Origin of the sequence: Chryseobacterium sp. (assembly GCF_022869225.1) — a bacterium.
In the GTDB taxonomy this organism is placed as follows: domain Bacteria; phylum Bacteroidota; class Bacteroidia; order Flavobacteriales; family Weeksellaceae; genus Chryseobacterium.
This window is the reverse complement of the sequence record NZ_JALIHL010000001.1, coordinates 4,513,436-4,537,434: the sequence shown is the minus strand read 5'-3', so window position 1 is coordinate 4,537,434 and position 23,999 is coordinate 4,513,436. Positions and strand designations below refer to the sequence as shown.

Annotated in this window: 25 protein-coding genes; 4 read left to right on the top strand and 21 right to left on the bottom strand. The window is 37.6% G+C overall.

Features of this window, described 5'->3' with window-relative positions; translation table 11 throughout:
• Position 1: 1 nt before the first annotated feature.
• The 16 genes from MUW56_RS21150 to MUW56_RS21075 all read right to left on the bottom strand — a co-directional run bounded on the left by MUW56_RS21150 (position 2) and on the right by MUW56_RS21075 (position 15,516).
• On the bottom strand, positions 2 to 1,639 hold the full coding sequence (locus MUW56_RS21150; protein ID WP_292015060.1) for a T9SS type A sorting domain-containing protein: 1,638 nt from the start codon (positions 1,637 to 1,639) through the stop codon (positions 2 to 4).
• Between the two features lie 312 nt (positions 1,640 to 1,951).
• Positions 1,952 to 2,539 carry a bifunctional phosphoribosyl-AMP cyclohydrolase/phosphoribosyl-ATP diphosphatase HisIE gene (hisIE, locus tag MUW56_RS21145; RefSeq protein WP_292015059.1) on the bottom strand — a complete coding sequence of 196 codons (588 nt, stop codon included), beginning with the start codon at positions 2,537 to 2,539 and terminating at the stop codon, positions 1,952 to 1,954.
• Positions 2,536 to 3,288, bottom strand: coding sequence for an imidazole glycerol phosphate synthase subunit HisF (gene hisF / locus MUW56_RS21140; protein ID WP_292015058.1), 753 nt, complete (start codon positions 3,286 to 3,288; stop codon positions 2,536 to 2,538). Before hisF ends, hisIE begins: the two co-directional genes overlap by 4 nt.
• Positions 3,281 to 4,003, bottom strand: a complete 723-nt coding sequence (gene hisA, locus MUW56_RS21135) for a 1-(5-phosphoribosyl)-5-[(5-phosphoribosylamino)methylideneamino]imidazole-4-carboxamide isomerase (RefSeq protein WP_292015457.1) — start codon at positions 4,001 to 4,003, stop codon at positions 3,281 to 3,283. Before hisA ends, hisF begins: the two co-directional genes overlap by 8 nt.
• Positions 4,003 to 4,584 (bottom strand): imidazole glycerol phosphate synthase subunit HisH, encoded by a 582-nt coding sequence (gene hisH, locus MUW56_RS21130; RefSeq protein WP_292015057.1) that lies wholly within the window; start codon positions 4,582 to 4,584, stop codon positions 4,003 to 4,005. The genes hisA and hisH overlap by 1 nt, the downstream gene beginning before the upstream one ends.
• 3 nt (positions 4,585 to 4,587) lie before the next feature.
• The gene (gene hisB / locus MUW56_RS21125; protein ID WP_292015056.1) at positions 4,588 to 5,682 is read right to left on the bottom strand and encodes a bifunctional histidinol-phosphatase/imidazoleglycerol-phosphate dehydratase HisB; all 1,095 of its coding nucleotides are present in this window, start codon (positions 5,680 to 5,682) and stop codon (positions 4,588 to 4,590) included.
• The gene (gene hisC / locus MUW56_RS21120; RefSeq protein WP_292015055.1) at positions 5,679 to 6,710 is read right to left on the bottom strand and encodes a histidinol-phosphate transaminase; all 1,032 of its coding nucleotides are present in this window, start codon (positions 6,708 to 6,710) and stop codon (positions 5,679 to 5,681) included. Before hisC ends, hisB begins: the two co-directional genes overlap by 4 nt.
• 1 nt (position 6,711) lies before the next feature.
• A complete protein-coding gene (hisD, locus tag MUW56_RS21115; protein WP_292015054.1) occupies positions 6,712 to 7,989 on the bottom strand; it encodes a histidinol dehydrogenase in 1,278 nt (425 codons plus the stop codon).
• A gap of 15 nt (positions 7,990 to 8,004) precedes the next feature.
• Entirely contained in the window at positions 8,005 to 8,862 is an 858-nt protein-coding gene (gene hisG / locus MUW56_RS21110; RefSeq protein ID WP_292015053.1) for an ATP phosphoribosyltransferase, read from the bottom strand.
• 245 nt (positions 8,863 to 9,107) lie between these two features.
• Complete coding sequence (locus MUW56_RS21105; RefSeq protein ID WP_292015052.1) at positions 9,108 to 10,205, bottom strand: glycosyltransferase family 1 protein; 1,098 nt, start codon at positions 10,203 to 10,205, stop codon at positions 9,108 to 9,110.
• An 82-nt stretch (positions 10,206 to 10,287) separates the two neighbouring features.
• Positions 10,288 to 11,064 (bottom strand): polysaccharide deacetylase family protein, encoded by a 777-nt coding sequence (locus MUW56_RS21100; RefSeq protein WP_292015051.1) that lies wholly within the window; start codon positions 11,062 to 11,064, stop codon positions 10,288 to 10,290.
• A 1-nt stretch (position 11,065) separates the two neighbouring features.
• On the bottom strand, positions 11,066 to 11,995 hold the full coding sequence (locus MUW56_RS21095) for a glycosyltransferase family 2 protein (RefSeq protein ID WP_292015050.1): 930 nt from the start codon (positions 11,993 to 11,995) through the stop codon (positions 11,066 to 11,068).
• 3 nt (positions 11,996 to 11,998) lie between these two features.
• Positions 11,999 to 13,162 carry a glycosyltransferase family 87 protein gene (locus MUW56_RS21090; RefSeq protein WP_292015049.1) on the bottom strand — a complete coding sequence of 388 codons (1,164 nt, stop codon included), beginning with the start codon at positions 13,160 to 13,162 and terminating at the stop codon, positions 11,999 to 12,001.
• 24 nt (positions 13,163 to 13,186) lie between these two features.
• Complete coding sequence (locus MUW56_RS21085; protein ID WP_292015048.1) at positions 13,187 to 13,999, bottom strand: 2,3,4,5-tetrahydropyridine-2,6-dicarboxylate N-succinyltransferase; 813 nt, start codon at positions 13,997 to 13,999, stop codon at positions 13,187 to 13,189.
• Positions 14,000 to 14,082: 83 nt separating this feature from the next.
• Positions 14,083 to 14,694, bottom strand: a complete 612-nt coding sequence (locus MUW56_RS21080; RefSeq protein ID WP_292015047.1) for a methyltransferase — start codon at positions 14,692 to 14,694, stop codon at positions 14,083 to 14,085.
• 249 nt (positions 14,695 to 14,943) lie between these two features.
• Positions 14,944 to 15,516 carry a C40 family peptidase gene (locus tag MUW56_RS21075; protein WP_292015046.1) on the bottom strand — a complete coding sequence of 191 codons (573 nt, stop codon included), beginning with the start codon at positions 15,514 to 15,516 and terminating at the stop codon, positions 14,944 to 14,946.
• 158 nt (positions 15,517 to 15,674) lie between these two features.
• Between MUW56_RS21075 and MUW56_RS21070 the strand changes: the two genes are divergently transcribed.
• Positions 15,675 to 16,313, top strand: a complete 639-nt coding sequence (locus MUW56_RS21070; protein ID WP_292015045.1) for a hypothetical protein — start codon at positions 15,675 to 15,677, stop codon at positions 16,311 to 16,313.
• Between the two features lie 50 nt (positions 16,314 to 16,363).
• Here MUW56_RS21070 and MUW56_RS21065 read toward each other — a convergent pair whose 3' ends face one another.
• A complete protein-coding gene (locus tag MUW56_RS21065) occupies positions 16,364 to 16,732 on the bottom strand; it encodes a hypothetical protein (protein ID WP_292015044.1) in 369 nt (122 codons plus the stop codon).
• A gap of 384 nt (positions 16,733 to 17,116) precedes the next feature.
• On the opposite strand from MUW56_RS21065, the gene MUW56_RS21060 reads away from it, so the two are divergent.
• Complete coding sequence (locus MUW56_RS21060) at positions 17,117 to 17,800, top strand: hypothetical protein (RefSeq protein ID WP_292015043.1); 684 nt, start codon at positions 17,117 to 17,119, stop codon at positions 17,798 to 17,800.
• Between the two features lie 160 nt (positions 17,801 to 17,960).
• On the opposite strand, the gene MUW56_RS21055 is transcribed toward MUW56_RS21060, so the two are convergent.
• Entirely contained in the window at positions 17,961 to 19,133 is a 1,173-nt protein-coding gene (locus tag MUW56_RS21055) for an alpha/beta hydrolase-fold protein (RefSeq protein ID WP_292015042.1), read from the bottom strand.
• 771 nt (positions 19,134 to 19,904) lie between these two features.
• Here MUW56_RS21055 and MUW56_RS21050 point away from each other — a divergent pair.
• Both MUW56_RS21050 and MUW56_RS21045 read left to right on the top strand, forming a co-directional pair.
• Positions 19,905 to 20,336: a hypothetical protein gene (locus MUW56_RS21050; RefSeq protein ID WP_292015041.1), complete on the top strand. Its 432-nt coding sequence runs from the start codon at positions 19,905 to 19,907 to the stop codon at positions 20,334 to 20,336.
• 228 nt (positions 20,337 to 20,564) lie between these two features.
• Positions 20,565 to 20,774, top strand: coding sequence for a hypothetical protein (locus MUW56_RS21045; RefSeq protein ID WP_292015040.1), 210 nt, complete (start codon positions 20,565 to 20,567; stop codon positions 20,772 to 20,774).
• Between the two features lie 432 nt (positions 20,775 to 21,206).
• On the opposite strand, the gene MUW56_RS21040 is transcribed toward MUW56_RS21045, so the two are convergent.
• From MUW56_RS21040 to MUW56_RS21030, 3 genes are read right to left on the bottom strand one after another with little or no spacing between them, the layout of a single operon-like run.
• Positions 21,207 to 21,698: a hypothetical protein gene (locus MUW56_RS21040; RefSeq protein ID WP_292015039.1), complete on the bottom strand. Its 492-nt coding sequence runs from the start codon at positions 21,696 to 21,698 to the stop codon at positions 21,207 to 21,209.
• Entirely contained in the window at positions 21,695 to 22,873 is a 1,179-nt protein-coding gene (locus MUW56_RS21035; RefSeq protein WP_292015038.1) for an RHS repeat-associated core domain-containing protein, read from the bottom strand. The genes MUW56_RS21040 and MUW56_RS21035 overlap by 4 nt, the downstream gene beginning before the upstream one ends.
• Before the next feature lie 9 nt (positions 22,874 to 22,882).
• Positions 22,883 to 23,995 carry a hypothetical protein gene (locus MUW56_RS21030; RefSeq protein ID WP_292015037.1) on the bottom strand — a complete coding sequence of 371 codons (1,113 nt, stop codon included), beginning with the start codon at positions 23,993 to 23,995 and terminating at the stop codon, positions 22,883 to 22,885.
• Positions 23,996 to 23,999 lie beyond the last annotated feature (4 nt).

Sequence of the window (23,999 nt, the reverse complement as noted above, 5' to 3'; positions counted from 1 at the left end):
TTTATTTTTTTATAATTTTAGCATTCGCCGTTTTATTCGTATCCGTTTTTATCGTTACCAGGTAAGCCCCCTGGATCAAAGGCTGGGTATTGATCTTGGTTACCGTACTTTTGGTTTTCAGATGCTGAACCTGTCTTCCGCTCATGTCATAAACTACAATCTCGGCTTCCTTAAACTCAAAGCCGATTTCTACGTAGGCATAGTCGGATACCGGGTTCGGATAGATTTTGATGTCGTATTTCTGGATCAGATCTTTCACCTGCTTATCACCCAGCTTCACGATCTTCCAGTTCTCTTTGCCTAGTTCTTCGGCGCTGGTACCGGCCAGTATAATAGAACCGTCTCTGTTCAGCCTGATATCTGAAAGTCTCTCCTCTCTTCGTCTTGAGTCTCCATTCACATGTTTTCTCCACTGTTCATTCCCGTTTCCATCCAGATACAGCATCCAGAAGGTTTCATCATCTTTTTCTATTCTTCCTTCCGCCTGAGTATAACCGCCCAACAATATTCCTTTGGTGATGTCTTGATTCTTGATTCCTGGATCTTGACTCTGTATTACACTCATTCCCATCAGGATATCGCGGTTCTTAAAATTGTAGGATTTCTGCCACTGTTCGTCTCCTCTTTCATTCAAAGCGATCAGCCAGAGATCTGTGCCTTCTTCTATCCCTACGGTTTTATTGCCGGATCTTTCAGATCGGGATTCTCCGCCAATGATAAAACCTCCGGCAGCTAAGGCCAGGGTTCTGATATGGTCATCCGCTTTTCCGCCGAAGTTTTTTTCCCATTCTACTTTTCCGGTCTTATCCAGTTTTACGATCCAGTAGTCGCCTTCTCCGAAATTGCTGCTGGCTTTTGGCATTTGGCTAATGGCTGCTGAGGAAGCAGGCTTTTCAGCCGAAATTGGATTAGTCGCTGCTGATTGAGAATTACTCATGTAAGCGCCGCTTCTGGAATAGATGCCCAGCAATGCGCCGCCGTCTTTCGTGGGAATCATCTTTTCGACTTCATCCAGCCCTCTTCCGCCTAAGATCAGCTGGGAAAGTTCTTTGCCGTCTTTGTCAAGCCGGATGATCCATACATCTTTGGAACCGTAGCCTTTAGATGAGTTTTGCACATTCCCTGCTACAAAGAATCCTAAGTCTGTGGTTTGGATCACCGCTCTGGCTTCTTCGTCCGATGAAGTTCCCAGCGTTTTCTGCCACAGCTCATCTCCGAATTCATTGATTCTTATCAGCCAGATATCAGATCCGCCTTTGGATTCTTCTTTTTTATCGAGCCCTTTCCCCGAATAGGAAGTTCCCGCAACAAGAAATCCTCCTTCCCGGGTGGTAACGGCAGCGGATAAGTAATCATGGTTCTGGCCGGAGAAGTATTTTTCCCAGACTTCTTCACCCTGCTGGTTCAGTTTTACAAGATGGTAGTCGTAACCGTTGTTTTGCTTACTTCCAGTCTCAGGCTTCCCGCTTCCTGACTGTATACAGCTTCCGGTAATTAAATACTGCTGGTCTATGGTCGTGGTCACCTGGCTTAGGAAATCCTGTGTGGAAGACCTGATATCTTTCTGCCAGATCACTTCCTGGGCAGACAAGCCAGAGAATGTGCATACTGTATATGCACAGAAATAAAGTTTTTTCATATTTTGAGTTTCCGTTAATCTATCGTCCTGAAAACTAATATTTTTCAATAATACCACGCAACAGAAATCCTTAAACAGTGAATTTTCAATAAATATTCCGCAATATTGAAGTAAAATTTTATCTGATACTAATTTTGTATAGCTTAATTTTCGAAATCAACCTTCACAAACCCATTGAACAGATTAGATATCAAGTTATAAAGATGACGCTGTTTTAGCTTTTTAAACAAGCCTTAACAGCTTTTGGGGCTGGTTTTCCAATAAGTTTTAAAAAAGCTTCCATAAAAAAAACCTTTGAAATAATCAAAGGTTTTAACGGGTTCTGCTTTGAAGGATTTCTTCAATATCTTTTAAAGTAAATCCTTTTGTCTTCAGTAAGATCAATAGATGGTACAGGAGATCTGCCGCTTCATTTTTAAAGAGCTGCTCATTATCATCTTTAGCTTCAATAACCAGTTCTACCGCCTCTTCTCCCACTTTTTGAGCCACTTTATTGATGCCTCTCTGATACAGTGAGTACGTATAGGATCCTTCGGACTTACTGTCAATCCTTTGAGCTATTTTCTCTTCAAGTTCATATAGAAACCCTTTAGGATCCTTATTTCCAAAGCAGCTGAAGCTTCCGGTATGACAGACAACATTCTTCGGATGCACCTTTATTAAAACAGTATCCTGATCACAGTCTGCACTGATCTCTTTTACCGTTAAAAAATTACCGGACTCCTCTCCTTTGGTCCAAAGCCTGTTTTTTGAACGGCTGAAGAACGTCACCACTCCCTCTTTTTCTGTTTTTTCAAAAGCTTCTTCATTCATATATCCCAGCATCAGCACCTGAAGGGTTGTATGGTCCTGAATGATCACCGGAATAAGACCGTTGCTTTTATCAAAGTTGATTTTCATCTTACATCAATTTTTTTAGATTTTAATATTTGTTTCAAATCCCCGATTCCGATTTCATTAAAATGGAAAATACTGGCAGCCAAGGCTCCTGTTGCTTTAGTTTCATCAAATACTTTAATAAAGTCTTCTGTATTCCCGGCCCCTCCAGAAGCAATGACAGGAATGCCCAGACTTTCCGAAACCAGCCGGGTAATCCGGAGGTCAAAACCGTTTTTTGTTCCGTCACCATCCATAGAGGTTAACAGAATTTCTCCGGCTCCCAAAGCTTCTGCTTCCTTGGCCCATAATATAGTGTTGAGCCCAGTCTGCTCTCTTCCTCCTTTAATATGGACAAAATCGAATGCTCCCACCAACCTTGTATCGATGGCTACGACAACACATTGGCTTCCAAATTCTTTGGCCAGCTCTGAAATAAGCCCTGGATTCCTGACTGCGGAAGAATTGATACTGATCTTATCTGCTCCTGCTTCCAGAAGCTTCCTGACATCCTCAACAGAAGAAATTCCACCCCCTACAGTAAAGGGTATGCTCAATTCACGAGCAATATTCTTCACCAGCTCAGCAAACGTTTTTCTTTCTTCAATTGTTGCAGTAATATCAAGGAAAACAAGCTCATCAGCTCCATCCTGTTCATATTTTACAGCAAGTTCCACAGGATCACCTGCATTACGAAGTCCCTCAAAGTTGATCCCTTTTACCGTAGCCCCGTCCTTGATATCCAAACATGGAATGATTCTTTTTTTAAGCATTTTCAATAAAGTTCTGAAGTTGTTGTAAGCTTATTTTTCCCTCATAAAGAGCTTTTCCTATAATAGTCCCGGAACATCCGATATCTTTCATTTTATAGAGGTCTCTGATATCCGAAATACCGCCACTGGCTGTCAGCTGTACTGAAGTTTTATATAAAATCTCTATATACAGCCCTGTAGAAGGTCCTTCCAGCATGCCATCCTTCTCAATATCAGTACATATGACATTCCGAATTTTCTTTTGCTTATACTGAAGAATAAAATCTATGACGTCCTTATCACTTTCCTCCTGCCATCCGGCAGTTTTGATTTTCCTGTTTTCGCAGTCTGCTCCTAAAATAATTTTTTCCGGACCATAGTTTTTAATGGCATTATAACAAAATACAGGGTCCTGTACAGCAATACTTCCCAATGTAATCTGTTTTGCTCCTGCATTGAATGCCGTTTCAATATCTTCCTGTGTTTTTAATCCTCCTCCGAAATCAATGTGAAGTGACGTAGCTTCCGCAATATCTTCCAGAACTTTCTGATTGACAATATGCTTTGATTTCGCCCCGTCAAGATCCACCAGGTGAAGATATTGAATCCCATACCCTTCAAACTCTTTGGCAACTTCCACCGGGTTTTCGTTGTATATTTTTTTTGTGCTGTAATCTCCTTTTGATAAACGGACACACTTCCCATCGATAATATCAATAGCTGGAATAATTTTCATCATGTTAGCTGGATAAAATTGGTTAATATCTGACTCCCGATTCCACCTGATTTTTCAGGGTGAAACTGTACGGCATAAAAGTTATCCTTCTGCAAAGACGAGCTGAACGGCAGGATATAATCACATATGGAAGTCGTGGAATCCGACAGCTCACAATAATAGCTGTGAACAAAATAAAGATCACGGTCCTTTTCAATGCCGGAAAAAAGAGGGGACTGAAGGTCTGAAATTGTATTCCAGCCCATATGGGGAACCAGATCCTGGGGAGGAAATCTCTTTACGTTAATATCAAAGATACCCATCCCCCGGATGTCTCCTTCCTCATTATCCCGGCACATCAGCTGCATTCCTAAACATATTCCCAGCACAGGCTGTTTAAGCATTGGAATAAGCGTGTCGAGTCCCTTCTCTTCAAGCCTTTTCATCGTAGAAGAAGCTTCACCCACTCCGGGGAAAATAACTTTATCCGCATTGATGATCTGTTCGGGGTCATCTGTAATCAGGGAGTTGACCCCCAGCCTGTTCAATGCATTTTGAACTGAACTTACATTTCCCCCGTTATATTTTATTATTGCGATCATATTTTATAAACTTCCTTTTGTAGAAGGTAAATTATAGTTGGTATCAGACTGGTGTACCGCCATTTTAACGGCTTTTGCAAACGCTTTGAAGACCGCTTCTATTTTGTGGTGTTCATTGCTTCCCTCCGCCTTGATATTCAGGTTTGATTTTGAAGAGTCTGTAAAAGATTTAAAGAAGTGAGAAAACATTTCAGTAGGAACATCTCCGATCTTTTCTCTTTTAAACTCTACATCCCACACCAGCCATGGTCTTCCTCCGAAATCAATAGCTGCCTGGGCAAGACAGTCATCCATAGGCAATAGAAATCCATATCTTTCAATTCCTTTCTTCTTTCCCAATGCTTTTAAAAAAGCTTCTCCCAGCACAATTCCGGTATCCTCTATCGTATGGTGTTCATCTACATTGAGATCCCCGTTTACCTTTACCCTAAGATCCATATTTCCGTGTCTTGCGATCTGCTCCAGCATATGATCAAAAAAGTGAAGCCCGGTAGCAATTTCAGATTTTCCTTTTCCATCAATAGTGAGTTCAATTTCTATCTCTGTTTCATTCGTCTTTCTGTAGACTTTGGACCGCCTCATCCCCTGTTTTAAAAACTGGTAAATCTCTGCCCATGATGTGGTATTCAGCGCTGCCTTACTATTAAAGCTTTCATTGAGAAAAACAGATTTACAATTCAAATTTTCAGCGAGTTGGAGATCAGTATTTCGATCTCCGATTACATACGAATTTTCCAGATCATAATTGCCGTAGATGTATTTCCCCAACATTCCTGTACCAGGCTTTCGGGTAGGCAGATTTTCATGCTCAAAGCTCTTATCAATCAGAATATCATTGAAAAATATCCCTTCATTCTCTAACGCTTTCAGCATCTTTTCTTGAGGTTTGATAAAGTCATCAAAAGGAAAGCTGTCAGTTTCCAGCCCATCCTGATTGGTAACCATTACCAGTTCATAATCCAGTTCACTGGCAATTTTCGAGAGATTCTGAAACACTCCGGGATAAAATTCAAGCTTTTCCAGTGAATCTACCTGAAAGTCAGTGGGTGGCTCCATAATTAATGTTCCATCCCGGTCTATAAACAGTACTTTTTTCATGATTGTATATTTTTTAAAAAACTGATCAGCATTTCATTTTCCTGGCGGCTTCCGATGTTGATCCTGATGCATCCCGGGATTCCCGGATCTCTTTTGCTTGTCAAAATCTCCTTTTCCAGCATTTTATCATAGACTTCCTCTACATTATTTACCCTGACCAGGAAGAAATTGGCATCTGTAGGAAATACTTTTGTTATGCACTCAATATCTTTAAACTGTTCCTGAAGCCATGCCCTTTCGCTTAAAATGCGGTTTACATTTTCCTTGAACTTTATTTCATCATCCAGGGTTTCTAAAATCAACTGCTGGCTCAAAGAATTAACATTATAAGGTGCTTTTACCGTATTGATAAGCTTAATAATCTCTTCAGAAGCATAGGCCATTCCCACTCTTGCTCCCGCTGTTCCCCAAGCTTTGGAAAAGGTCTGCAGAACAATCAGGTTAGGATATTGGTTCAAAAGCTCCAGGCTTGATCTGTTTTCAGAAAATTCAATATACGCTTCATCCACAACTACAATTCCATCAAAATTCTGAATATAGAATTCTATGTCTTCTATGCTGTTTCCCGTAGGATTGTTCGGTGAACACAGAAAAAATATTTTGGCAGGCTGCTCTTCCACGATCTTTAAAAAGTCATCTTTAATGATTCCGAAATTTTCATCAAGATCCAGTTTCAAAACTTTATTTTCATTGATTGAAGCATAGAATCCGTACATGGCAAAAGAAGGATTCATCATCAGGACCGAATCTTTTTTGGGTTCACAGAAAACTTTAATAATCAGATCAATCAACTCATCACTTCCGTTTCCTACTGCAATTTGTGAAGAAGACAGGTTTTTAAGATCCGCCAGCCTGTTTTTAAGTTTTTTCTGGGTAGAATCCGGATAACGGTTGAATTCACCGAACGGGCTTTCATTAGCATCCAACAGCACGGGAGCAGTAAATTCATTATGATCCCTGAAGCTTATATAAGGCTGCAGTTTTAATATATTTTCTCTTACTAAGGTATGTATACTGATATTTTTCATTTTATTGCTTTAATCTTATGGATACTGCGTTTTTGTGGGCAATCAGCCCTTCTGCCTCGGCCATGAGTTCTATGGTTTTTCCTAAATTCTGAAGACCCTCTCTGGATAAATGCTGAAATGTAATTTTCTTTACAAAACTGTCCAGGGAAACCCCGCTGTAGTTCCTTGCGTAGGCATTCGTCGGAAGGGTGTGGTTGGTTCCGCTGGCGTAATCTCCGGCACTTTCACAAGAATAATTTCCTAAGAAAACTGAGCCTGCATTTTGAACCGCCGGAATGTATTTTTCAAAATCCTGCACTGCTAAAATCAAGTGTTCCGGAGCGTAAAGATTGCTGAACTCAACGGCTTCCTCTAAGGTCTTAACCAAAATAAAACAGCTGTTTTCCAATGACTTCGCTGCCATATCATTTCTGGGTAATTCCCTGATCTGCTGATCGACAGCCTCAATGGTTTCATTGAACACCTTAAGATCTGTAGCGATAAAGATCACCTGGCTGTCGCTTCCGTGTTCCGCCTGCGAAAGCAGATCGGCAGCACAAAAATCAGGAACAGCCTGTTCATCTGCGATCACAAGAACCTCACTAGGTCCTGCAGGCATATCAATCGCTACTCCATATTGTTGTGCATATTCTTTTGCTGCCACGACAAACTGATTTCCGGGACCGAAAATCTTATACACTTTGGGGACACTTTCAGTTCCTAAGGTCATTGCGGCAATGGCCTGGGCGCCTCCGGTTTTGAAAACGTTGGTAATTCCGCACAGCTTTGCCGTATAAAGAATTGCGGGATTGATCTTCCCGTTTTTATCAGGCGGCGTACAAAGTACGATTTCCTTACACCCTGCCAGGTTGGCGGGTACAGCAAGCATCAAAACTGTTGAAAACAAGGGAGCTGTCCCTCCCGGAATATAGATTCCCACCTTTTCTACAGCCCGGTTTTCCCGCCAGCAAACCACCCCTTTTGTGGTCTCAGTCTTTTCTGCCTCTTGTCTTTGTGATTCGTGGAACAGGAAAATATTTTCTTTTGCCTGTTGAATGGCCTGTTTTAGCTCTGTGCTGATCATACGTTCTGCGTCCGCAATTTCTGTTTCCGTCACTAAAATACGTTCAGTGGCTGCCTGATCAAATTTTTTATTGAAGGCAAGAAGCGCCTGGTCACCGTTTTTTTCAACTTCTTCAAATATTCCGGCAATAAGCCCGGAAATTTCTTCCCTTTCAAAAACCGGACGTCTTACCAGGTCTTTCCATATGTTTTTATTCGGATAAGTATATATTTTCATATGCTATGCTTTTATTTAAATGACCATTTTATCAATGGGAATGATTAATATATCCTGAGCGCCATTATCTTTCAGTTCGTCTATTACGTCCCAAAATCTTTCTTCATCAATAACGGAATGAATACTGCTCCAGCCTTCTTCTGCCAAAGGAATCACCGTAGGACTTTTGAGTACCGGCAGAACGCCGGCTACTTTCTGGATTTTCTCATTGGGAACATTCATCAGGATATATTTTGAGTTTTTTGCTTTTAAAACAGCTTTGATTCTGAATAAAAATTTTTCCAGGACTGCCTCTTTTTCTTCTGACAGTTTTGGGGTCTGGGCTAATACGGCTTCCGATTTCAAAAGGGTGACAGTCTCTCTTAATCCGTTTTTAAATAAAGTGCTTCCCGAGCTTACAATATCACAGATTCCATCTGCAAGGCCAATATTAGGCGCTATTTCTACAGAGCCTGAAATGATGTGGATATCAGAGGTAATTCCCCCGTTTGCTAAAAAGGATTTTAAAGTATTAGGATAGGAAGTAGCGATTTTTTTACCTTCAAAATAAGAAAGGTCATCAGTTTCCACTTCCTTGGGAACCGCAAGCGAAACACGGCATTTTGAGAAACCAAGTTTCTGGATAATCTGGATATTTTTCCCTTTTTCAATGAGAAGGTTTTCCCCTACAATGGCAATATCTACTACCCCATCTTCAAGATACTGAGGAATATCCGAATTCCGAAGATACATAATCTCCATCGGAAAATTATCTACGGAAACTTTGAGCTGGTCTTTACCATTATTGACAAATATGCCACAGTCTTTAAGAAGCTGTAAAGACTCTTCGTATAGACGTCCGCTTTTTTGGATTGCAATTTTTATTTTACTCATTTCGTCTTTTTTGAGTCCGAGTAAATAAAAACCGATTGATTGGAAATTTTCTGAGAGAATTCAGGAAACAAAAAAACCGCCTATTTACTCAGACGGTTTTAATTATTTTTGATTTTAGCACAAACATATATCAATCAATTCCGCCTAACAGAGATGATGATGATGATGTAATGCTAAAAAAATTGGTTTCATTGTATTGAATTACGATGCAAATGTAGGGTTTATTTTTAAAAAACAAAGTTTTTTCAGATAATTTTTTGATAAAAATTCATCAGCTGCCCTGCAATGGGTTCGTCATTAAACTTCTGAACAAACTCGAAACCCCTGTCAGCACGGCGTTTTCTTTCGGCTTCATTTTCCCATAAAAATTTTATTTTGGCTCTGAGGTCGAGATCATTTTCAGGATCCACATATACCGAGTCTTCTCCTCCCGCTTCCGGAAGGCAGCTTGTATTGCTCGTCACTGTTACCGTCTTTGAAAAAAGAGCTTCTATCACGGGAATTCCGAAGCCTTCAAAAAAACTTGGATACACAAAAATATCAGCCAGTTTATAGATGGCAGCCAATTCATCCATAGAAACACCCTCCAAAAACAAAACCTGTTTCTCCATGGTGTTCTTTTTCAGAAAGCGTACTATTTTCTGATAGTATTTTGTCTTTCTGCCTACCACAACCAGAGGAATCCCGGTTCCATTAATTGCTTTTACGATATTCAGAAGATTCTTACGGTCTTCAATCGTTCCAACATTCAGAATAAATCGTTCAGGAAGTTGGTATTTCTCTGTTACAGCCTTCATAAACTCCGGAGACTGCTGTTCTTTAAAAGCTTGGTGGCAGCCCTGATAAATAACTTCAATTTTGGTTTCCGGAACATGCAGGTACCGGATAATATCTCTTTTGGTCTGCGCTGAAATCGCGATAATTTTATCTGCCGTTTCCGCAGCTTTTTTAAACTTCCAAAGATGGATTTTCCTGTCAAAAAAAGAATAATACTGAGGATATCTCATGAAAATCAGGTCATGAATGGTCACCACTTTTTTAATGGGTGTCTTATCCCATTTCAAAGGCAGTTCACCGGATAATCCATGGAAAATATCTGCGCCTTGTTTCTGAGCATCTTTCCCCATTTTCAGTTGTCGTGAAAGGCTTCCTTTTGAGGTTTCGACAAAATGAACATTGGAATGGTTCAGAATATCTTTTCCCCGCTCGGATTTGTTTTTATTGAGCAGCAGATACTCATTATCCGGCTCATACCGGGAAAGTATCCTTACAAGATCCCTTGAATAATTGCCCAGGCCGGACGTATTATGGAAAAAACGTTTTGCATCAAAGGCAATTTTCATCTATTTATTTTTTTTATAAGGTCACGGGTAATCATCACTTTCATCTGTGTTTGTATGCCTGGAATTTTCATGGATGATGATTTCATCGTTGTATCTGTTTTTGAAATTCCTGGAATGTACCAAAGGTATAACCTTTTTCTTTAAGCCAGCCAACAAATGAATCAAATCTTTCCACCATGTCTTTCCCTGAGTTTTTCACTGTAAATCCGGGCAGCTTAAAGGCTTCATCTTTGATCTCCGCAAATTCCCACGGATGGAAATAGATGTTCAGATAATGATCTTTTTTCAAGGTATCGAAAGCCAGTTTTTTATAAAGTGACAAAGGAAAATTATGAAAGCTCAGCCAGAATAAAGGAATTCTGAAATTAGGAGATACGGAAGCCGGAATTTGGGTTACATTTCCTTCTTTGAAGTACGTCCTTGATACTTTTAAATGGTTATATCTTCCCGGTAAGAAAGTGGGATTGATGGATGAATTATAAGAATATCCGGCCTTTTCAACCGCATTTTCATTCACGGGCATCATTCTCGGCATTCTCAGACCTGTTACTTCGGTAGAGAATAATTCCTGCAGTCTATCTCTGGATTCTTTCAGGTGTTTTTCTTCAAACTCAGAATGGAACCAAGTGTGGGAAGCCAGCTCATGCCCTTCTTCTAGTAGCCTTTCAATAAGATGTTTACTGTTCTCAGCGAAAACTACTGTTGAGAAGAAAGTAGCTTTAGCCTGATGCTTTTTAAGGATATCCAAGATCCTTTCCAGTCCTGTCTGCGAAATTGAAATTTGATTTTCAAAGGGAATTTCACCCTTATATTCCAATGGCATATCAAATTCTTCGATATCAAAACTCAATAATACCATTTTAAAAATTTTTGTTTTTAATGATGTAGTTAGGTCTGTCTTTCACCTGTTTAAATATTTTACCTAAATAAATCCCCATGATTCCCATGATAATCAGCTGAAGCCCTCCAAAGAATACAATGGTCATAATCAATGATGCCCAACCAGAGATTTCAGTTTTTGCGATAAATGAATGAATCACATAAGCTCCGTATCCTACAATGGAAATCGCCGAAAATAAAAAGCCCAAATAAGCTGCCAGATACAGGGGCTTTACGCTAAAAGCGGTAATCCCTGTAAAAGCAAAAGTGAGCATTTTTTTAAAATTATAGCTGCTTTTACCGGATAATCTTGCATCTGCCTTAAAATCAATTCCGACCTGTCTGAATCCCATCCAGCTTGTCAGGCCTCTAAGAAACAGATCGTCTTCATTGAAAGTACGCATCACTTCAACGGCATTGGCATCCATTAACCTGAAATCCGAGCCGCCTCCTTTTGTTAAATTAACATCGGATAAACCTGACAGGATTTTATAGAAAAAGTCTGACGTTTTCCGTTTAAAAAAGGAAATTTCTTTGGGATATGTCCTGATCGTAAAGACAATATCATAGCCTTCTTCCCATTTTCTGATCATTTCAGGAATAAGCTCCGGCGGGTGCTGGAGATCGCCATCCATAGAGATCACAGCATTTCCATTGGCATTGTCCATTCCGGCTTTTACGGCAGGCTGATGACCAAAATTTCTTGAAAATTCAATATATTTTACCTCTTCAAACTGCTGAGAAAGTTCTTCCAGTCTTTGCTGGGTATTATCTCTGCTTCCGTCATTGACAAAAATAACTTCATAATGATAGTTTTCCAACCCGGAAAAAACATCCCTGATTCTTTCATGGACCAATGCCACATTGCCGTCTTCATTATGGGCAGGAATTACAATTGAGATTTTCTTCATGAATTAATATAATAATTTATCGGTATATTTTCTTGTCAACAGTTCCCAGGTCAGTCTGAGCCAGATCACGATACATGGCAAAGCCTTGATGGCGTACTTAAGGATAAAATGCTCTTTAACAGTCTTTGGAAACAGGTCTGAAGTTGAAAAACAGGTAAACAGGATAAGGAAAACCAGCATGGCAATCACCACCGGGCTCTTCTTCTCCTGGATAAGAAACCAAATCACAGCACCTGCCACCGCAATAATGTAGGTTGGCGGTTCAGAACTTGAACTGAACAAGACCACAAACAATAATGAAGATGCTAGAATGGAAAGTTTAAACCCCAGATATTTATACTGACTGATTCTCAGATAAGGCAAAAAGAAAAGCGGAACTCCGATTGCTAAAAACAAAGTGTTGGGAATGGTAGAATCATCCAATACCCTTCTTACAAATCCCATCAGGGAAATATCCTGAAAATTTCCGAGCTGCTGATTTTCCATGTTTTTATGTTTCAGCTCTACAAACCAGTCCACATACGACTGCAGTCCGAAATGTGCGGATGAATACAACATGGGAATAGCCAGAAATGCTAAAGAAATAAGGATAAAAGACAATATAAATTTCTTTTTATCTTGTATAAAGAAGAAAGATGAAAGTCCTACAATTCCGTAGATCTTCACAAAAAAACCGATACAGATGGATAAAGCGGACTGCACCTCTTCTTTTCTGTAAATATGAGCTCCGGAAAGAATGATCAGTCCTGCCAGTGCCACATTAAACTGCTGGTGAAGGCTGGAAGTGATAAACTCCTGTAAACAAAGCCATAAGAAAAAAGATTTATTCCATTCTGAGAACGGTAATTTTTTAACTGCCAGAAGAAAAACCAATACGTTTGCTACGTTCCACAGGACCAAACCTGCCCAGTCTGGCAATACGGCAAAAGGAGCAATAATCAGGCTGAAAAAGATACCATAATGGTTCACATCAAGATATTCAGGATACGAAAGATAAAGGTTTCTTTCTTTAAGGGTATTAAAAAATACATTCTTAAAAATCAGATAATTATTATAGGCACGTTCCCCCCTGGAATATTTTGACAGGGCCGTAGCAATGGCTGTAATAATATAAACCCCAAATATATATTTAGGGTTTACTATAAATGATGAAATTTTTTTCTTCAATGTGGCGCTTTTTAAAGTGGTAAACTATACAGCTACATTATTTTCCCTTAAAGCATCGTTAAGAGAGGTTTTCTTATCCGTAGATTCTTTTCTCTGCCCGATAATAAGAGCACATGGAACCTGATATTCTCCGGCAGGATATTGTTTGGTATAACTTCCCGGAATCACGACAGAGCGTGCAGGAACTCTTCCTTTGATTTCAACAGGCTCACTTCCTGTCACATCAATAATTTTTGTAGAAGCTGTCAGTACAACATTCGCTCCCAATACGGCTTCTTTTTCTACGTGAACACCTTCTACCACGATACATCTTGAACCGATGAAGCAGTCATCTTCAATGATTACCGGAGCAGCCTGTAACGGCTCCAATACTCCACCGATCCCAACACCACCGCTTAAGTGTACGTTTTTACCGATCTGAGCGCAGCTTCCTACTGTTGCCCAGGTATCTACCATCGTTCCTGAGTCTACATAGGCACCGATATTTACATAAGAAGGCATCATGATAACCCCTGAAGCTACAAAAGATCCTTCTCTTGCGATCGCATGAGGTACAACTCTTACTCCTTTTTCTGCATAATTTTTCTTTAAAGGAATTTTGTCATGAAATTCAAATGGTCCTACTTCAATAGTTTCCATCTTCTGGATTGGGAAATACATTACTACTGCTTTCTTCACCCATTCGTTTACCTGCCATCCGTTTTCTGTAGGCTCAGCGACACGAAGTTCTCCGGAATCCAGTAAAGAAATCACTTCTCTTATCGCTTTCTTGCTGTCTTCATTCTGTAATAAATCTCTATTATCCCAAATGTTTTCAATTGTTTGTTGTAACGACATGTTTCTTATTTAAATTAGTTTGAAAAATTATACCTGCCAAAGATACAAAAAAGTTCAGCAATACGATTTTTAACTTTAAGCTTTTAATAAAGGCTCAGCATGCGTCCAACAGTCTTTTGGTAAGCCAGATAAGCTGGACCGTGCTCTTCCAGCAGATGTTCTTCTTCAAGCCTGATCTGGATCTGCATCAAAATACTTCCGATCAATAAAAAAGTGAAGGCAATCACCGTGGGAAAAGCAAGAAAAAAACCTAAGAGGCTTACCGTCATTCCTAAAAATACAGGATTTCTTGAAAATTGAAATAAACCATGGGTCACCAGCGCTGTTTTCATGCTGCGGTCAATACCGATGCGCCATGAATTTCTCATCTGGACCTGTGCCACAGTGACCCAGACAAAGGCCATACTCATAAAAAAGACTCCTACACACCTTGAAAAATCAGTGTCCAGAAAATGGATACTAAAAGCTGAAGCAATAGTCCCGGGAAAGACGGATAGTAATATGGTATAAATGAAAATAGCCCATAAGGTCATTTTAAAATAGAAACTGATAAGTCCATAGGCCGAATCATCCTTTGGAAGGACATTTGGATTTTTGCCTATCCTTCCGGCTACTTTAAGGCTGATTCCTAAAAAAGAAACGGTAAAGAATAAAATGAAGTATAAAGGAATAAAAAATCTGATAAAATCTGTCATGAGCACTGGTTTCTGACAAATTTCAGATATTCCGGGATGCAATGCTATTGCAATTATTTACCGGCAAAAGACCCAAAACATTAAACACTTTAGTTGATTTCAAGTGGCAGGCTTTAAGGTTCATGAGAATCTCCAATTTTACAATATTTGGAATTGAAAACCAAAGATTTACAATAAGTCTGGCTAAAGCCAATGGATTTTAATTGCTTTTTTTGTAAAAGACTAAGGTCCGTTCTACTGATCGTTAAGCTATAATACCCGTTGAGCATGGAGATAGGCCTTATTCCAGTATTTTTCGTTCAGAGAAGAAATGATCACTCCTTTAGAGGTGGAAGCATGGATGAATTTAACCTCACCGTCAGGCCCGATATCGTGAACGATTCCTACATGGGAGACTCTGCTGCCGCCGGCTGTCGCAAAGAACAGTAAATCACCAGGTTTAACATCGTTGATATCAATATTTTTCCCGGCTTCTGCCTGGTCGGAAGACCTTCTGGGAAGGCTGAATGAATTTTCTTCAAACACTTTCACCGTAAATCCGGAGCAGTCAAATCCTGAGGATGAATTTCCACCGAATTTATAGGGCGTACCAATATATTTTTCGGCATCTTTCAAAATATCATTGATGGACCTTGGAATCTTTCCGTCAAATTTAGAATCAAGTTTTCTAAGATTTTCAGACTTCGCTACCGTTTTGGAACCCGATTTTTTACCGGCAGAAACGTTTTTCGATGACCCGCAGGAGACTACAAAAGCAGAAGCAATCAGTAAAAGAGACAGCTGCTTTATGCTCAATTTTTTTTCAAATAATCCCGGTACCATATTCCTCTGATTTGTACTTAATTAACCAATGAAGTACAAATATACATTTTATATCTTAATTATGCTAAAACTATACTACAACTATATGATAAATATATGTTAAAATTTTGATTCCCATTATTTATTCCTATATTTGGATTCAATTTGGCAACAGCAATATGGCAACGTACGAAAGTCTCATCAAGATCAAAGGAGCCGTGGGTGACCTTGTTTTTTATACTCTGAACGGTAAAAATATAGTCCGGAAGAAAAGCGGGTTCAATAAAACAGCTTTTAAAGAGAATCCATCGTATGAGAAAGTAAGACAGAACAGCTCAGAATTCGGCCATTGTTCCAAAGTGGGAAAAATAATACGGACTTCCCTGAATGAGTATATCAAAGAAGCAGGTGATCCCCTCCTCTACCAGAAGTTTGCAAAGCTGATGACCGAAATTAAAGATGAGGATACCGTTTCTGAAAGAGGTAAAAGAACGGTGAGGGAAGGTTTACAAACTAAAGGAGGAAAACTTCTTCTTAAAGGATTTCAGTTTGGAGAGGTAAATCATTTACCATCCGGTTTAAAAATCCAGGGGCAGACTCTGTTTCTAAACGGAAATTTTACAGCAGATAAAGCCGTAATCCTGACGCTAAAGCTGGATACGGAACATTATATAGGAGAGCATATTGAAGAAATCATTTCATTAGATCCGCATAAAGATTTGCATTTTAAAAAGCAGTTTTCAGAAGATGACTTCCTGCTTTATTTTCTCGTACTCAAAAAAAATGATAACAAGATTACCCATATGGGGTTTATATAAAAAAAGCCTGCAGATATTCTGCAGACTTTCTATTTTGATTTTTTAATTGTTTAATTTTTTGTCCCTTTCCAGCTTCCTGATTTTGCAGGTGTTGGAAGTGCATTGGACCAGCTTCCGTTTCCTTGTTTATCAATGCTTAAGGTTCCTCTGAAATCTCCTTTTGAAGGAAGTCCCACTACTCCGGTTAGATCTCCTGAAGTACTTACATTAGCGGAAATATTATAATTCTCATTATTGACATCGGAATGCATGGTTCCTGTCACTTTACCCGTATTGTCTACCACAAAGTTCCAGACTCCTTTGTCACTGCCCTCATACGTACCTGACCATGTTCCTACATAATCATAAATAGTACCATCGTCAGAGCTACAACCGATAAATAAAAACGCCGTTAATAAAAGTAAAAAAAATTTCTTCATAGTTTCAGTAGTTTTATAACCTAAATCCTGTTATTCCCTGTTTCATTCTTTATGGAAAAGTCCTGTTACAAAGAATAGTGCTTAATATGTATTATTTTTTGTTCCGTGCAAATCTACTAATTTTTTCTTCAAATTATCTGAATTTTAATCAGCAGGCAATATGTTTATTAAAAAACAACATATTTCGGCTAAAATACAACTATTTTTCAAACAAAATAAAGAAGCATCTTTTTTGAGTTAATAGCAACGTCATTGGGTTTATATTTTTCTAAAAATTAACTGGATATCATTTTTAAGCCACTGTATTATTTTTAAAGCATCATTATTCCTATAAATAAGATATTTCATATATTAGTGAAAAATAATAATATTCAAATTTTTAACATGAAAACAAAAACATTTTTTTTGATGTCGCTTGCTTTTTGTGGCAGTGTAAGCGCTCAAGTGGGAATAAACACCACCACTCCTACCCAGGCTTTAGACGTTAATGGCCAGGTAAGAGTAAGAGGACTGTCAAATCCCGATAAAAAAATTGTTGCAGCAGATGCTGAGGGAGTATTGATATTGATGGCACCAGAAGAGATCTTCTCTCCCAAAGCGATATTAAATACCTCTACATCCCCTACAGAACAAAGAGCAACCATTTATGAAGGAAAATGCTTTCAGCCTTCAGACAATGCCTCCTCATGTACTGTTTCTGTTAATCATTACAGCTCATGCGCCGGATTTACCAATGCTGTAGATACTCAAATTATAGTTGGACAAGGTATTAACACCATCAACGGACAGTTTTTAGGAACATGGAACGCCCGTTTCGTTGATAATAAAGGCTATTCAGGAACAGCTCCGGTGGCCAACCAGATCCCTCCCGATTATCCGAGGATCTCCTACCCTGTATCCAATATGGCCAACTATCTCGGCAGCGGGTCATTCTCAGGACAATGCAATACTGATCTTGTAGCAACAATCAACCAGACTACAGGAGATGTAAAGGTAGAATCTGTAAAACGAAGTATGTTTGCACATCTGGTCTACCTTATTGCGGTAGCCCGCTCAAAAAGCATATAGCCTATCAACATCATTGATTTTCACAGAAGGAGCTGCAATGAATGTTGCAGCTTTTTTGAAGCAACGCCGGGAAAATAACTATACAAAGTATTTCAGAAATACGTTCCCGATAAGTCACCCATCATCCATTTCCATGCCAGCTCATCAGGCAATATTCCAATCAATTCTTTTTTAAAAGTTGTAACATCTTCACTGCATTTTGATTTTGAGGATTCAGTTGCAGTGACTTATTATAATTTTCAATCGCTAAGTCCTTATTCCCGATTTTCATATAGGCTTCTGCCAAACTATCATAAGTATTTGCTGAATGAGGATTGTTCCTTACATTTTCTGTGAAAATCTCTACCGCCTCCTTAATATAGCCGTTATTCAATCGCTGATAACCACAATCATTAACAAAGTCTTCATCAGGTATGATTTTATATCCATATTCTTCAGATAGAAAATCATAATGCTTTTTTATATTGTTATACGATCTGATTAAAGATGGATCTCTTGGATCTATAAACCACTTCGAATAGATAAATCTAATGCCATCATACATACTCATATAGCCTACAGAAAAATGATCTTCTTGCATATATGTTTTAAAGTCCCATTTCAATAATTGCGGTGAATGTATTTTGAGCTGCTGATGTAGAATATCCACAGGCCCTTTACCATCTGGTTCATTTCCAATGGAAAGGTGCAGATAGCTGACATTCTTAGGCTTTTTCGAGAGAGCAGTAGGAAATTTTCTGAGCACCTCCAAATTGCCGTCATAGATTGCTGGGCTGATGATAATAAAAGATTGAAAAAGATCAGGCTCACTTTCTTTGCAGTACAGTGCCAGTAATCCTCCAAGAGAATGCCCTTCTAAAATCCGGTAGGGTGCGGCACGGAAATTATTTTCAATATAAGGAATCACTTCTTGTTTTAAAAAGGTTAAAAATTTTTGTGCACCACCTGTTGTACTCAGAGTACTATCTACTTTGCCATGAAATGTCAATGAATGTATTGGAGTAAAATCACGAACCCGATCTGTATTTACAATACCAACCACTATAGCTTGTGGAATACGATATCGGTCAGAAAGAAATTTTTCCAGCTCACTGACGTAGGCAAAATTTAGATCTGGATCCAGTAAGTAGATAACCGGATATGACCGATTGCTCTCATAATAACCTTTCGGAACATTAATCCAAAGAGTGCGATCCTCGTCCAATATTTTAGAATGAAAAGTCCTGCTCAATTGTATTCTGCTGGGAAGAGGCTCTTGTGCCAATAAAAATTGAGTCTGTACAAAATAAACGACGAGGAAAAGGCAGCGTAAAAAGAGTATTTTTTTATTCATAACTGTATGCTTTTATGATCTGTTTTTACATAGTATGCCTGTACTTTTTTGACGTTTTCAACAGGAAATTCAGCAACAGGTTGAGCAAGCTTTGTCGTGCCCGTATACTTTGTGTTTTGTTATACCAAGATAGGTAAACAAATGCAACAGACAAAATAAAACATTGATAATTAACAGTTTATAGATTAAAAATTTACCTCTGCTTTATCATAATTGAGTTTATTTTGGTAAAGTTGATCCCCAAGAATCGAAGATTCATAAGAATACATAGGCAGTTTAATACGGGCCTTTAAGCTGCTGAAGTACTTTATGCTATAATCAATAATCAATGAAGATAGAATTTACACAAGAGAAGAGACAATTAAGTATCTGGGGATTAGCCCCAGTACTTTGACCCGATAGACTAAAGACAAAAGAATTAAGGCTTATGGAATTGGAGACAGAGTGTATTACAAACATACTGATATTCACGGAGCTTTGGTTCCAATCAATTAAAAGGTTATTCAAACCAATACCTGTGGGAGTCCCCTTGTTGGTTTCCAGTATGAGAAAATCCATTTTTTTATTGGTGATTATCTCTAATTCCTTTAACTGGAAACCACACCTTACCCCAAATTTAAGTTAACAAAAAGACATAGTAAAGTACCTTGTACAGCCAATGCTATGTCTTTTTTTTCTTAAAAATTTCTTAAACAATTATTAAAAAAAGTAAAGCCCTTGAATTCCCTTATTCAAGAGGGTTAGGCTTTTTCTTTTCAACAAGAAGTCAAAATGAACAAAATAAAAACAAAACGAGGTCTTGAAAAAAGACCTGTAACAATCCCTAAGTACATTTCTCTACCAAAGTTTATTGTCAGTAAATTGGAAAACTCAATTTACATTGATACCAACAGTTACCTGTACAAGCATGATTCAAACCTTAAAATATTTGATGAAAAATTTCCTTATTTCTCTGCCTTCCTGAAAGAGTTGAAAAAGAGTAACTACAAATATCTAAGCAAGTTAATGCAGAACGAGGAAGCTCATTGTATTTTACATGTAGTAACCAAAAGACTGAGCCAGCTATACCCAAAAATGCCTTTATTTACAATACATGATAGCATTATGACAACTGAATATTGGGCAGAGAAAACCAATTTAAAGAAGTTCATTCAATCTATGATGCTGGAAGTAAATGGGGTTAAACCTCAGATAAATAGCTAATACAGGAACTGTGACGGTTTCTGTTGCTGGAATCCAGTATTAAGAATCCCATTCATAAAGGAGTTTTAAATCGAAATTCAAGGTTTTTTAAAGACGAATGATTTAAGAACCAAAATCGAGTTCACTTTTACTGAAGCCAACAACTGGAATAACTTTTTTAGGGTTCAGGAATTCATAACCCCATTTTGTAAGATTGCCTTAAATTGTGATGAGTCAGGGAAGTTGTCTATGACGTACTTTATAAATCCACATCTAAATGAACTTGTAGGAGATTCTTTGGGCAAAGCTCTGGAAATGAGGTTTAATGAATTAATCAGTGGTGAAATGAAAGGTTCTGTAAAAGAACTCCCATTGAATCGGAGATTTGATAAATGGTTTAAAGAGATTCAAGCTATTGAAAAATACATAACTACTGTTACTGAAAGAAATTCTTTATAAATTCAGAAACAGATATAGACCTTATATGGTGTTTAAGTAAAAAGTAATTCCCCCCATTTTTAGAGGGAATTTTTGTTATTATACATAGTGTAAACACTTAAATGTAATATTATATATATTAACTAATTGATTTACAATTGTTTATCAGAAACAAATGGCAGGTTGAATTTTGTCCTCTTTCTTCATCACTTTTTGATGCTTATTTTATGCTTTCTAATTCCGAAAATTTTATTTCATATCTTCTAAATATAAGCTTTTTCTTTCTTCCTTTATCGAACATAAACGGTAATTCTCGGTCATGCCAATAAGTAGTAAATTCTTATCTTCTCTGTATTCAACATTATAAACTCTGAAGGCTATGGTATTGTGATTAATGTACTTGGAAAGAAACTGTCTCCATTAACATTAAAATTAGATATAACTGATTTAGGATCAATCACATTCATATGGATAGCACTTTTCTAATTTACCATTTGAATCAAAATTCAATATCCATGTTTTAGGGTCATAATAGTTATTAGAATTAGAAGAGTAAGATTTTGAAACTTTATTTATTTTTATGGATTTTAAAAAAGTAGTTTTACTATTCTTATCGAATATACAGAAGATATTACTTCTCGTCTTATAAACATTGAAGTCTTTTACAAATTCATTTATTTGATATTCATTCTGAAATTTATAAATAGTTACTATAAAACCTTCATATTTGTTTTTATTAGAAGTGTTGTTCTTAACTTCTGTTACTAAGGGTTTTTCTTGAAAATATATTGCAAAAGTAGATCTATAGGGATCTGTATTGATTTCCTTAGAGAATTGATTTGTTAGATTTTGAATTAAATTTTTATCATAGATCGTATTGATCGTTTTTTGAGCTTTACATGAATTCAGTAAAATAAAGCACATAAGTAATATTAGCTTTTTCATCTATTTAATTTTCCTTCATTAGTTATTGAAATAATTTTTTCACTGTCAAAACGTATTCTAAGTGCCCCATCTTTATAATATGGTGAGTACAGAATAAATTTGGTAGCAGGATTGTTACCAGCAGCTTTAATATCACCTGTAGGTAGTCCTTTACTGTAATTGAAATTTCCTGTATCATTAAAATAATTAACATTAAAACCACTTGGCCAAAAGGTAAAAGGATCAGGATGGCTGTGCTCACTTTCAACTAAGTTAGCTCCTAATTTTACAAGAGGTACCATGTCTTCAAGATGTGCTGTTCCTACAAAACTAAAATTATCATTTTTAGAATTTGTAAATAAATTTCTATTAAATTCAACATTTAAATTAGAAGATAAATAATCAAAAACATTTTGAGCCTTTTCAGTATTACCACCAAATTTAATGTAATCATAAGTAACAGTTTTAAGGCTTCCAAAGATTTCTGCTGTTACTTGCTCTGAAACAGAATTTTTAGCTATGTAGCCCTTCTCACCAACTTCAACACCTCCATCGTTATTAGCTTTAAGATTTCCATTCTTATCAAAATTTTTCTCAGCATAAATAACGTCAGTTTTGGATTCTGCCATCCAAGTGAGATTACCAGAGTTATCTAATTTATAAATATCTGTTGCCTGTCTCCCATCAGGGTCAATAAACCTTAAAGGATTATTCATAGCATAATTATAAGGAGACCACCTTCTAAACTCCTCACTTAAAGGGTCTGGTGAAAACCACCTCCCTGCTGTATCTAAGTAAGGTTGTGCATCTGGGTCACTCAAATCTATTTCTCTGAACTCTGTTATCTCCTTGGTTTTTCTATTGTACTTTACAGAACCAATATTAACTACAGCATCCATATCGTGGAATTCTAAGTATTTTCCTTTGCTGAGTGTAGCAATTTTAGGATAATAGCCACGGTCTTTAAAAGGATTTCCAATAGCAATATTTTTTCTTCTTCTTTCTGCTTCTTCAGGAGTAATGGTATCTCTGGTTTTCAAAACCTCATCCATATAAGGTCTGTTTCTTTCTTCTTTAGTCAGTTTTACAGGATTTACCCAAGGTTTTTCAGCTTTTGGCTTAGCTTGGGTTTTCTTGACCTGAGCCTGTGTAATTCCAGTGAGAAGAACAAAACCAGTCAGTACAATTCTTTTCATAGTCATTTGTTATTTTGTAAAGTTATTCATTAATTTTTTATTCTCATATTTATCTCTCTCTGTTCTTAGGGAAACCAGCCAGTCCAGATACATTTCCTCTGGCATCTGTCTGTATCCTATGTCATAAATATGTCCATATTCCTGTGTCATTAGTTCCATGAGTTCCTTAGCCTTTGGCTCTTGTTGAGCCTTTTTAATGTTTTCAGGATTAGTGGAACTCAAATTTTGTTTATCCATCAGCTTTTCAAACTGTGCTTTGTGTGTTTCAGCTTTCAGAATTAAGGCTTTAGCAAAGTTGGGATAAATTTCTGTAGCTCTGTTTACAGCTTTTAATACAAAATCTCCATCATTATCAGGGAAATTTCTATTATATGCCTGTGCTAAATCAAAAAGACATAAAGCAAGACTTTCTTTGTTGCTCAGGGCTTTCATAAACACCCCATTTTTAATGGCATCTAAGTGAATGTATCCAGAAGCCATTAACCACGAATCCTGTGGAAATATGCCACTCGTAAGCTCTGTATTATACCATCCATCAGACTTGATTTGATGTTTGATATAAACATGGTTTGGTGCTAATGCCAGATTAGCTTCTACCCCCAATTCCTCAGCTAAAATCTTGTAGAGGTAAGGCATAGAATTACAATTTCCTTTTTTAGTAGCCAGAAGTTTAGATACAAATAAGTTGGTAATATCTTTATGACCAAATACATCCTCAAAATCATAATTGAAAGGTTTGTAATGGATTACGGTATCTTTAATAGCAATTGGCAAAGTCTGGCATATGATAGAATAGACTGCTGCATATTTACTTACTTTATCCTTATCTGACTGTTTATAGGCCAAATCTCTGCTCTGAACAATATTATTTGCAAAACTCTTTAAAAAGGCTATTTCTCGATTTAATTTGTCTGTATCTAACTTACCTTGATAGTAAGCATTTTCTACACTAAAGACAGCTTCTTTGAAACTGTATTGCTGTTTGTCATTAAGCATGTTATCAATAGTTTGATAAGCATCGTTATAAAATTGGTTGCTTTGTGCCCTAACCATTCCTGTACCAAGCCATAGAAGCAACAGAGATAGAAGGAATATAGTTTTATGAGATAAATATCTTTTCATTATG

What these genes read in the sequence shown, in the direction of transcription:
- MUW56_RS21100 (WP_292015051.1), bottom strand. Translation starts at nt 11,064, where the DNA reads ATGGTATTATTGAGTTTTGATATCGAAGAATTTGATATGCCATTGGAA.
- MUW56_RS21075 (WP_292015046.1), bottom strand. Translation starts at nt 15,516, where the DNA reads ATGGTACCGGGATTATTTGAAAAAAAATTGAGCATAAAGCAGCTGTCT.
- MUW56_RS21095 (WP_292015050.1), bottom strand. Translation starts at nt 11,995, where the DNA reads ATGAAGAAAATCTCAATTGTAATTCCTGCCCATAATGAAGACGGCAAT.
- MUW56_RS21060 (WP_292015043.1), top strand. Translation starts at nt 17,117, where the DNA reads ATGAAAACAAAAACATTTTTTTTGATGTCGCTTGCTTTTTGTGGCAGT.
- MUW56_RS21085 (WP_292015048.1), bottom strand. Translation starts at nt 13,999, where the DNA reads ATGTCGTTACAACAAACAATTGAAAACATTTGGGATAATAGAGATTTA.
- MUW56_RS21030 (WP_292015037.1), bottom strand. Translation starts at nt 23,995, where the DNA reads ATGAAAAGATATTTATCTCATAAAACTATATTCCTTCTATCTCTGTTG.
- MUW56_RS21150 (WP_292015060.1), bottom strand. Translation starts at nt 1,639, where the DNA reads ATGAAAAAACTTTATTTCTGTGCATATACAGTATGCACATTCTCTGGC.
- MUW56_RS21105 (WP_292015052.1), bottom strand. Translation starts at nt 10,205, where the DNA reads ATGAAAATTGCCTTTGATGCAAAACGTTTTTTCCATAATACGTCCGGC.
- MUW56_RS21065 (WP_292015044.1), bottom strand. Translation starts at nt 16,732, where the DNA reads ATGAAGAAATTTTTTTTACTTTTATTAACGGCGTTTTTATTTATCGGT.
- MUW56_RS21055 (WP_292015042.1), bottom strand. Translation starts at nt 19,133, where the DNA reads ATGAATAAAAAAATACTCTTTTTACGCTGCCTTTTCCTCGTCGTTTAT.
- MUW56_RS21035 (WP_292015038.1), bottom strand. Translation starts at nt 22,873, where the DNA reads ATGAAAAGAATTGTACTGACTGGTTTTGTTCTTCTCACTGGAATTACA.
- MUW56_RS21050 (WP_292015041.1), top strand. Translation starts at nt 19,905, where the DNA reads ATGAACAAAATAAAAACAAAACGAGGTCTTGAAAAAAGACCTGTAACA.
- MUW56_RS21080 (WP_292015047.1), bottom strand. Translation starts at nt 14,694, where the DNA reads ATGACAGATTTTATCAGATTTTTTATTCCTTTATACTTCATTTTATTC.
- hisF (WP_292015058.1), bottom strand. Translation starts at nt 3,288, where the DNA reads ATGCTTAAAAAAAGAATCATTCCATGTTTGGATATCAAGGACGGGGCT.
- hisG (WP_292015053.1), bottom strand. Translation starts at nt 8,862, where the DNA reads ATGAGTAAAATAAAAATTGCAATCCAAAAAAGCGGACGTCTATACGAA.
- MUW56_RS21070 (WP_292015045.1), top strand. Translation starts at nt 15,675, where the DNA reads ATGGCAACGTACGAAAGTCTCATCAAGATCAAAGGAGCCGTGGGTGAC.
- MUW56_RS21045 (WP_292015040.1), top strand. Translation starts at nt 20,565, where the DNA reads ATGACGTACTTTATAAATCCACATCTAAATGAACTTGTAGGAGATTCT.
- hisB (WP_292015056.1), bottom strand. Translation starts at nt 5,682, where the DNA reads ATGAAAAAAGTACTGTTTATAGACCGGGATGGAACATTAATTATGGAG.
- hisA (WP_292015457.1), bottom strand. Translation starts at nt 4,003, where the DNA reads ATGAAAATTATTCCAGCTATTGATATTATCGATGGGAAGTGTGTCCGT.
- hisD (WP_292015054.1), bottom strand. Translation starts at nt 7,989, where the DNA reads ATGAAAATATATACTTATCCGAATAAAAACATATGGAAAGACCTGGTA.
- hisH (WP_292015057.1), bottom strand. Translation starts at nt 4,584, where the DNA reads ATGATCGCAATAATAAAATATAACGGGGGAAATGTAAGTTCAGTTCAA.
- MUW56_RS21040 (WP_292015039.1), bottom strand. Translation starts at nt 21,698, where the DNA reads ATGAAAAAGCTAATATTACTTATGTGCTTTATTTTACTGAATTCATGT.
- hisIE (WP_292015059.1), bottom strand. Translation starts at nt 2,539, where the DNA reads ATGAAAATCAACTTTGATAAAAGCAACGGTCTTATTCCGGTGATCATT.
- hisC (WP_292015055.1), bottom strand. Translation starts at nt 6,710, where the DNA reads ATGAAAAATATCAGTATACATACCTTAGTAAGAGAAAATATATTAAAA.